This is a genomic window from Micromonospora sp. AMSO12t (assembly GCF_008806585.1).
Lineage (GTDB): Bacteria > Actinomycetota > Actinomycetes > Mycobacteriales > Micromonosporaceae > Micromonospora > Micromonospora reichwaldensis.
The window spans coordinates 1-7,096 of sequence record NZ_WAAS01000304.1 but is presented as its reverse complement, the minus strand read 5'-3'; the positions used below and the strand labels follow the sequence as shown (position 1 = coordinate 7,096).

4 protein-coding genes and 2 pseudogenes are annotated in these 7,096 nt (G+C 72.5%); 3 read left to right on the top strand and 3 right to left on the bottom strand.

The window, feature by feature from the left end; all coding sequences use genetic code 11:
- Positions 1 to 761 (bottom strand): annotated as a pseudogene (locus F6X68_RS28585) (glyoxalase/bleomycin resistance/dioxygenase family protein); the annotation flags it as partial.
- A gap of 143 nt (positions 762 to 904) precedes the next feature.
- On the opposite strand from F6X68_RS28585, the gene ndk reads away from it, so the two are divergent.
- On the top strand, positions 905 to 1,330 hold the full coding sequence (ndk, locus tag F6X68_RS28580; protein WP_151457163.1) for a nucleoside-diphosphate kinase: 426 nt from the start codon (positions 905 to 907) through the stop codon (positions 1,328 to 1,330).
- A gap of 65 nt (positions 1,331 to 1,395) precedes the next feature.
- On the opposite strand, the gene F6X68_RS28575 is transcribed toward ndk, so the two are convergent.
- Positions 1,396 to 1,836 carry a carboxymuconolactone decarboxylase family protein gene (locus tag F6X68_RS28575; RefSeq protein ID WP_151457162.1) on the bottom strand — a complete coding sequence of 147 codons (441 nt, stop codon included), beginning with the start codon at positions 1,834 to 1,836 and terminating at the stop codon, positions 1,396 to 1,398.
- Positions 1,837 to 2,246: 410 nt separating this feature from the next.
- On the opposite strand from F6X68_RS28575, the gene ileS reads away from it, so the two are divergent.
- Complete coding sequence (gene ileS, locus F6X68_RS28570) at positions 2,247 to 5,438, top strand: isoleucine--tRNA ligase (RefSeq protein ID WP_151457161.1); 3,192 nt, start codon at positions 2,247 to 2,249, stop codon at positions 5,436 to 5,438.
- A 161-nt stretch (positions 5,439 to 5,599) separates the two neighbouring features.
- Positions 5,600 to 6,295 carry a 1-acyl-sn-glycerol-3-phosphate acyltransferase gene (locus tag F6X68_RS28565; RefSeq protein WP_151457160.1) on the top strand — a complete coding sequence of 232 codons (696 nt, stop codon included), beginning with the start codon at positions 5,600 to 5,602 and terminating at the stop codon, positions 6,293 to 6,295.
- A 114-nt stretch (positions 6,296 to 6,409) separates the two neighbouring features.
- On the opposite strand, the pseudogene F6X68_RS28560 reads toward F6X68_RS28565, so the two are convergent.
- Positions 6,410 to 7,096: pseudogene (locus F6X68_RS28560) on the bottom strand (hypothetical protein); the annotation flags it as partial.

Here is a 7,096-nt window from a genome sequence, read left to right as displayed (position 1 = left end):
GTGCCGGTGGTGGGCTGCTCGACGAGCGTGCCCTCCAGCACGACCGGCCCACCCGGACGCTGGTGCATCACGACGGGCTCGCGCTCCTCGGGCCGCCCGACCCGGTCCCCACCGAGCGGATCGCCCAGCGGATCACCGACGGGGTCGCCCAGCGGATCGCCCACCGGCGCCCGGAAGTCGTCCCGGAAGTCGTCGCGGTAGTCGTCCCGGAAGTCGTCGTCCGGCGCCCGGTCCGCCCACGGCGGGGCCTCCTGCTGGATCAGCACGTCGTCCAGCGACTCGGAGCCCGCGTACTCGGGCGGCAGGTCGGCCGCGACGGCGGCGGCGGTCTCCGCGTGGGTGGGCACGTCGTCCCAGAGCACCCGGACGTGGCGCTGGTCGTCCAGGGCCACCCGGATCGGCAGCGTCTGGCCCAGCGACGGCCACTTCGCCACCGGCACCCGCGGCTCGATGATCTTCTTGGACCGGGGCGGCAGCCCCGGGGCGTCGATCACCAGCTGGAGTTCGCAGCGGCCGAAGGCGTACTGCGTGGGCGGCTCGGAGGCGCTGTGCACGTGCCCTTCGCCGATCACCCAGGTGCGACCGCCCCCGCGCACCGTGGCCAGCGCGATGGCCAGCACCAGCAGGGCGACGCCGAGTGCCACGATCGCCCAGCTCGTCATGCCCAGGCCGAAGAGGACGACGAAGGTGGCCACGGTGCCCAGCACCGCGGCGATCAGCTTGCGTACCGGTGCGATGGGCCGGTTCCCGCCATTCGCCACAGTGGACCTCCCGAGGGTCAAGGGCCAGGCTAGGCCGGATCGGCCGCCGGAGGAAGGACCGGCCGCCGCGCCGGTGCCGGGACCGGGTCGCTAGGCTGACCGTACCCAGCCCGACCGTCTTCCGCGCACAGGAGGAACCCAGCGTGTCCAGCAGCAGCCCCGATGAGCGCACCCTCGTACTGATCAAGCCCGACGCGGTCCGCCGCGGGCTGGTCGGCGAGGTGATCTCCCGCTTCGAGCGCAAGGGGCTGCGGATCGACGCGATGGTGTCCCGGACGATGGACGCCGCGCTGGCCGACGAGCACTACGCCGAGCACGTCGACAAGCCGTTCTACCCGCCGCTGAAGGACTTCATGACCGGCGGCCCGCTGGTGGCGCTGGTGCTCGCCGGCGACCAGGTCATCGACGTGGTGCGCGGGCTCGTCGGCGCGACCGACGGGCGGCGGGCGGCGGCCGGCACGATCCGCGGCGACCTCTCCCTGTCCAACCGTGAGAACCTGGTGCACGCCTCCGACTCGCCGGACAGCGCGAAGCGCGAGATCGCGCTCTGGTTCCCCGAGCTGGTCTGACGCACCCGCCGCCGCGGGGCCGGTGCGCGTCGCGCGCACCGGCGCCTGCGTCGCGTCGCGGACCGTCACACGTCCGTGGGCAGATCGGTGCGGCAGGTCACGGCGATCCGGTTCCACACGTTGATGGTGGCGATCGCCATCAGCAGGTCGGCGAGTTCCTTCTCGGACCACACCTTCGCCGCCGCGTCCCAGACGTCGTCGGGCACGCCGTGCTCGCCGAGCCGGGTCACCGCGTCGGTGAGCGCCAGCGCGGTCCGCTCCCGCTCGTCGAAGAAGGGCGCCTCCCGCCAGGCGGCGACGGCGAAGAGCCGCCGGTCCGACTCGCCCGACGCCAGCGCGTCCCGGCTGTGCATGTCGACGCAGAACGCACAGCCGTTCAGCATCGACGCCCGCAGCTTCACCAGCTCCAGCACGGTGTGCCCGACGTTCGCCCGGACGTACTTCTCCAGCCCCAGCACGGCCTGGTACGCCTGCGGTGCCACCTCGGCCACGTTGATCCGTTGCATGACGGTCCTCCTCGGTCCGGTCTGTGTCGACACCCATCCGACGATGCGCGCAGGCGCGGCGTGACACCGGCGGACGTGAGCCCGGTCACGCCGCTCGTCACCCTGGGTAACCGGTCACCGGGCGGGTTTACTCGGCGGCGATCTTTCGGGGTGGTCGGGTAACCTTGGCGGTCGTAAGGCGATGACCCGGCCATCACCGGTGAGCCTCCGGAAGAACAGCCGGTTCACCCCGGCCCAGTAGAACCGGACGGGTCCGGCCCGTCACAGCCGGCCAACGAGCGGGCGGTCGATCCTGGCCGCCAAGCGGGGTGGTACCGCGGGCCTGCCCGGGGGCGCCGTCAGGCGTACCCGAGAAGGCTCGTCCTCGCAGACCCACACGACAGTGAGCTGCGCGAGGAGAGCGACCCCCGATGGTCTATCCGTTGCACGAACCGACCGCCGCCGGCGTCCCGGCGAGCCCGGACCTGCCCGCGGTCGAGCGCCGCGTCCTGGAGCACTGGACGGCCGACAAGACCTTCGAGGCCTCCGTCGAGGCCCGGCCGGCCTCCGGCCGGCGACCGGAGAGCACGGACGCGGCCGGAGGCGGCGTCGGGGGCGACGCCGACAACGAGTACGTCTTCTACGACGGCCCGCCGTTCGCCAACGGCCTGCCGCACTACGGCCACCTCTTCACCGGTTACGTGAAGGACGTGGTGCCGCGCTACCAGACGATGCGCGGTCGGCGGGTGGAGCGGCGCTTCGGCTGGGACTGCCACGGCCTGCCCGCCGAGGTGGTCGCCGAGAAGCAGCTCGGCATCACCAGCAAGGCGGAGATCCTCGACCTCGGCGTGGCCCGGTTCAACGAGGCGTGCCGCACCTCGGTGCTGGAGTTCACCCACGACTGGGAGCGCTACGTCACCCGGCAGGCCCGCTGGGTCGACTTCGCCAACGACTACAAGACCCTCGACCTGGACTACATGGAAAGCGTCATGTGGGCCTTCAAGACCCTGCACGACAAGGGCCTGGTCTACGAGGGCTTCCGGGTGCTGGCGTACTGCTGGCGCTGCGAGACGCCGCTGTCGAACACCGAGACCCGGATGGACGACGTCTACCGGGACCGGCACGACCCGACGCTGTCGGTCTGGTTCGCGCTGACTCCCGACGAGAGCGCGCCGGAGCTGGTGCGCGGGCCGGTGCGCCTCGGCGTCTGGACCACCACGCCGTGGACCCTGCCGTCCAACCTGGCGCTCGCCGTCGGCCCCGACATCGAGTACGCGGTGCTGGAGCGCGACGGCCAGCGGTACGTGGTCGGGGCGGCGCGGCTGGCCGCGTACGCCAAGGAGCTGGAGGGCTACGAGCAGGTCGGCACCGTCTCCGGCCGCGACCTGGCCGGGCGCCGCTACACCCCGCTGTTCGACTTCCTCGTCGAGCAGGCCGGCCCGAACGCCTACCAGGTGCTCGGCGCGGAGTTCGTCACCACCGAGGACGGCACCGGGATCGTCCACCTGGCCCCGGCCTTCGGCGAGGACGACCAGAACGTCTGCAACGCGGCCGGCATCCCCACCATCGTCACGGTCGACGACCACACCCGGTTCACCGCGCTGGTGCCGCCGTACGAGGGCGAGCAGGTATTCGACGTCAACAAGCCGGTGATCCGGGAGCTCAAGGAGCGGGGGGTCGTCCTCAAGCAGGACACCTACACCCACTCGTACCCGCACTGCTGGCGCTGCGACACCCCGCTGGTCTACAAGGCGGTGTCGTCGTGGTTCGTCGCGGTGACGAAGTTCAAGGACCGGATGGTCGAGCTGAACCAGCAGATCAACTGGACGCCGGGGCACATCAAGGACGGCTCGTTCGGCAAGTGGCTGGCCAACGCCCGCGACTGGTCGATCAGCCGGAACCGGTTCTGGGGCTCGCCGATCCCGGCGTGGAAGTCCGACGACCCGAACTATCCCCGGCTCGACGTCTACGGCTCGCTTGAGGAGATCGAGCGGGACTTCGGCGTACGCCTGAGCGACCTGCACCGGCCGGCGGTGGACGACCTGGTCCGCCCCAACCCGGACGACCCGACGGGGAAGTCGATGATGCGCCGGGTGCCGGAGGTGCTGGACTGCTGGTTCGAGTCCGGCTCGATGCCGTTCGCCCAGGTGCACTACCCGTTCGAGAACCGCGACTGGTTCGAGCACCACTACCCGGGCGACTTCATCGTCGAGTACATCGGGCAGACCCGCGGCTGGTTCTACACCATGCACGTGCTGGCCACCGCGCTGTTCGACCGGCCGGCGTTCCGCAACTGCCTCAGCCACGGCATCCTGCTCGGCTCCGACGGGCGCAAGATGTCCAAGAGCCTGCGCAACTACCCGGACGTCTACCACGTGTTCGACTCGTACGGCTCGGACGCGATGCGCTGGATGCTGATGTCCTCGCCGGTGCTGCGCGGCGGCGACATGGCCGTGACCGAGCCGGGCATCCGCGACGCCGTCCGGCAGGTGCTGCTGCCGCTGTGGAACGTCTGGTACTTCTTCTCGCTCTACGCCAACGCCGACGGGTACACCGCGAAGCGGAACACGACAAGCACCCACCTGCTCGACCGGTACGTGCTGGCGAAGACGAACGAGCTGGTGTCGACGGTCCAGGAGCAGATGGACGCGTACGACATCTCGGGCGCCTGCGTCACCGTGCGGTCCTACCTGGACGCGCTGACCAACTGGTACGTGCGGCGCTCCCGGGACCGGTTCTGGTCCGGCGACGCCGACGCGTTCGACACCCTGTGGACGGTGCTGGAGACGCTGTGCCGGGTGGTGGCGCCGCTGGCGCCGCTGACCGCCGAGGAGATCTGGCGCGGCCTCACCGGCGAGCGGTCGGTGCACCTGACCGACTGGCCGTCCGCCGGGGAGTTCCCGGCCGACCACGAGCTGGTCGCCGCGATGGACGCCACCCGGGAGGTCTGCTCGGCGGCGCTGTCGCTGCGCAAGGCCAAGGGCCTGCGGGTGCGCCTGCCGCTGTCGACGCTGACCGTGGCCTCGCCCGTCGCGGCGCAGCTGCGGCCCTTCGGCGACCTGGTCGCCGACGAGGTCAACGTGAAGGCGGTGGAGTTCACCGACGAGGTGTCGGCGTACTGCCAGCAGGTGCTGACCGTGGTGCCGCGCGCGCTCGGCCCCCGCGTCGGCAAGCAGGTGCAGCAGGTCATCAGGGCGGTCAAGGCGGGGGAGTGGGAGCTGGTCGACGGCGCCCCGGTCGCCGCGGGCGTCACCCTCGCCGAGGGCGAGTACGAGCTGCGCCTGGTCGCCGCCGACGCCGAGCACTCCGCGCCGCTGCCCGGCGGCGAGGGCGTGGTCGTGCTGGACACCGAGGTCACCCCCGAGCTGGCCGCCGAGGGGCTGGCCCGGGACGTCGTCCGGGTGGTGCAGCAGGCCCGCCGCGACGCCGACCTGGACGTCTCGGACCGGATCGTGGTGGCGTTGTCGGCCGGCGAGGAGGTGCGTGCGGCGGTGGCCGCGTACACCGACTTCGTGGCCCGCGAGGTGCTGGCCGACTCCGTCGACTTCGCCGACGGGGTGGACGGCTTCACCGGGGAGGTCGGCGAGGGCGAGCGGGTGACCGTGGCCGTCCGCAGGGTATGAGTCGGTGAGACGGGGGCGGTCCGGCGGAGTGTCGCCGGACCGCCCCCACCGGCCCCGACAGGCCCGCTCACCAGGCGGTCGACCCGCCACCCGGGCGACGACGCGTGGACCCGTCGGTTACGGTGACACCGCCTGTTCGCACACACTCCGCCGGAGGACCAGTGCCCCTGCTCTACACCATCGGCAAGCTCACCGTGGCGCCCGCGCTCCGGCTGGCCTTCCGTCCGACCGTGGAGGGGTTGGAGCACATTCCGGACGCGGGGGGTGCGATCTTCGCTGGCAACCACCTCTCGGTCGCCGACGAGCTGTTCCTCGGCACCGTGGTCCCCCGGCACCTGGCGTTCTGGGCCAAGTCGGAGTACTTCAAGGGCACCGGCCCGAAGGGCGCCCTCTCCAAGCACGTGCTCACCGGCCTGGGCGCCATCCCGGTCGAGCGGGCCGGCGGTCGGGCGGCGCTGTCCGCATTCGACGCCGCCATCCCGGTGCTCAGGGCTGGCGACCTGGTCGCGGTCTATCCGGAGGGGACCCGGTCGCCGGACGGCCGGCTCTACCGGGGGCGCACCGGGGCGGTCCGGCTGGCCGTGGCGGCCGGTGTGCCGGTCATCCCGGTCGGTATGACCGGCACCGACAAGGCCCAGCCCATCGGCACCCGGGTGCCCCGTCCCGGCCGCGCCAAGATCACCATCCGGTTCGGCAAGCCGCTCGACTTCACCGGCCGGTCGGACGACCGCACGTCGCTGCGCGAGATGACCGACGAGGTCATGGCCGAGATCCAGAAGCTCACCGGCCAGGAGTACGTGCCCCGCTACGCCCCGCCGCGCGGGCACTCCGCCACCCCGGGCGACGCCCCGGCCTGAGCCCGGGCGCGGGGCGGCCGGAGCCGCGCCGCTGCCCCGTCGCGGACGTGGGACCGCAGCGACCTGTCGACCGGGCCGCCGGGCCCGCTCGACGGCGTCGAGCCGGTGGAGCCGCTACTTCTGGCTGGTCGTGACCATCTGCTCCCGCAGGGTGCCGAGCAGGGTGGCGCTGTCGTCGAGGGAGAGCCGGGTGAAGACCGCGGTGGCGATGCTGCCGTGGTCGACCGAGGTGCACACCACCACGTCCTGGCCGTCGGCGCGCCCCACCGCGCAACGCTGGTGCCGGCCGCGTACGCCGGTGTCGACCACCTGGGCCTCGCCGAGGGAGTACTGCCCGGTGAGCCGGGTGATCTCGTCCTCCGCGTCGGACTCCGGGGTGAACCGGAAGCCGGTGCCGCCGAAGACCGTCACCCGCTTGCCGGCGGGCGTGGCGTAGACGCCGGCGAAGGTCTTCTCGGCCAGCCAGTGCGCCTTGCGCACGTCCGCCTCCAACTGCTTGGCGGTCGCCTTGCTGGTGTTGTCGTCGCGCAGCCGCAGGTCGGCCACCTCGGCCGGCAGGCTGGCCTCGGCCGGGTACTGCGACGCCATCGGCACCCCGTAGTAGGCCGGGCAGCCGCAGCAGCAGGCCAGCATGAGCAGCAGGTACCACGGCCAGCGGCGACGCTTGCGGGCGGGCGTCGGGGCGTACCCCCGGGGGGCCTGCTGGCCGGGTGGCGGCCCGGCCGGCGGCGCCGTCGCCCGACGTTGCCTCGGCGGCGCGGGCGGCGGAGGCGGGGGTGACGCCGGCCGCGCCGCCGAGGC

What these genes read in the sequence shown, in the direction of transcription:
- ileS (WP_151457161.1), top strand. Translation starts at nt 2,247, where the DNA reads ATGGTCTATCCGTTGCACGAACCGACCGCCGCCGGCGTCCCGGCGAGC.
- F6X68_RS28575 (WP_151457162.1), bottom strand. Translation starts at nt 1,836, where the DNA reads ATGCAACGGATCAACGTGGCCGAGGTGGCACCGCAGGCGTACCAGGCC.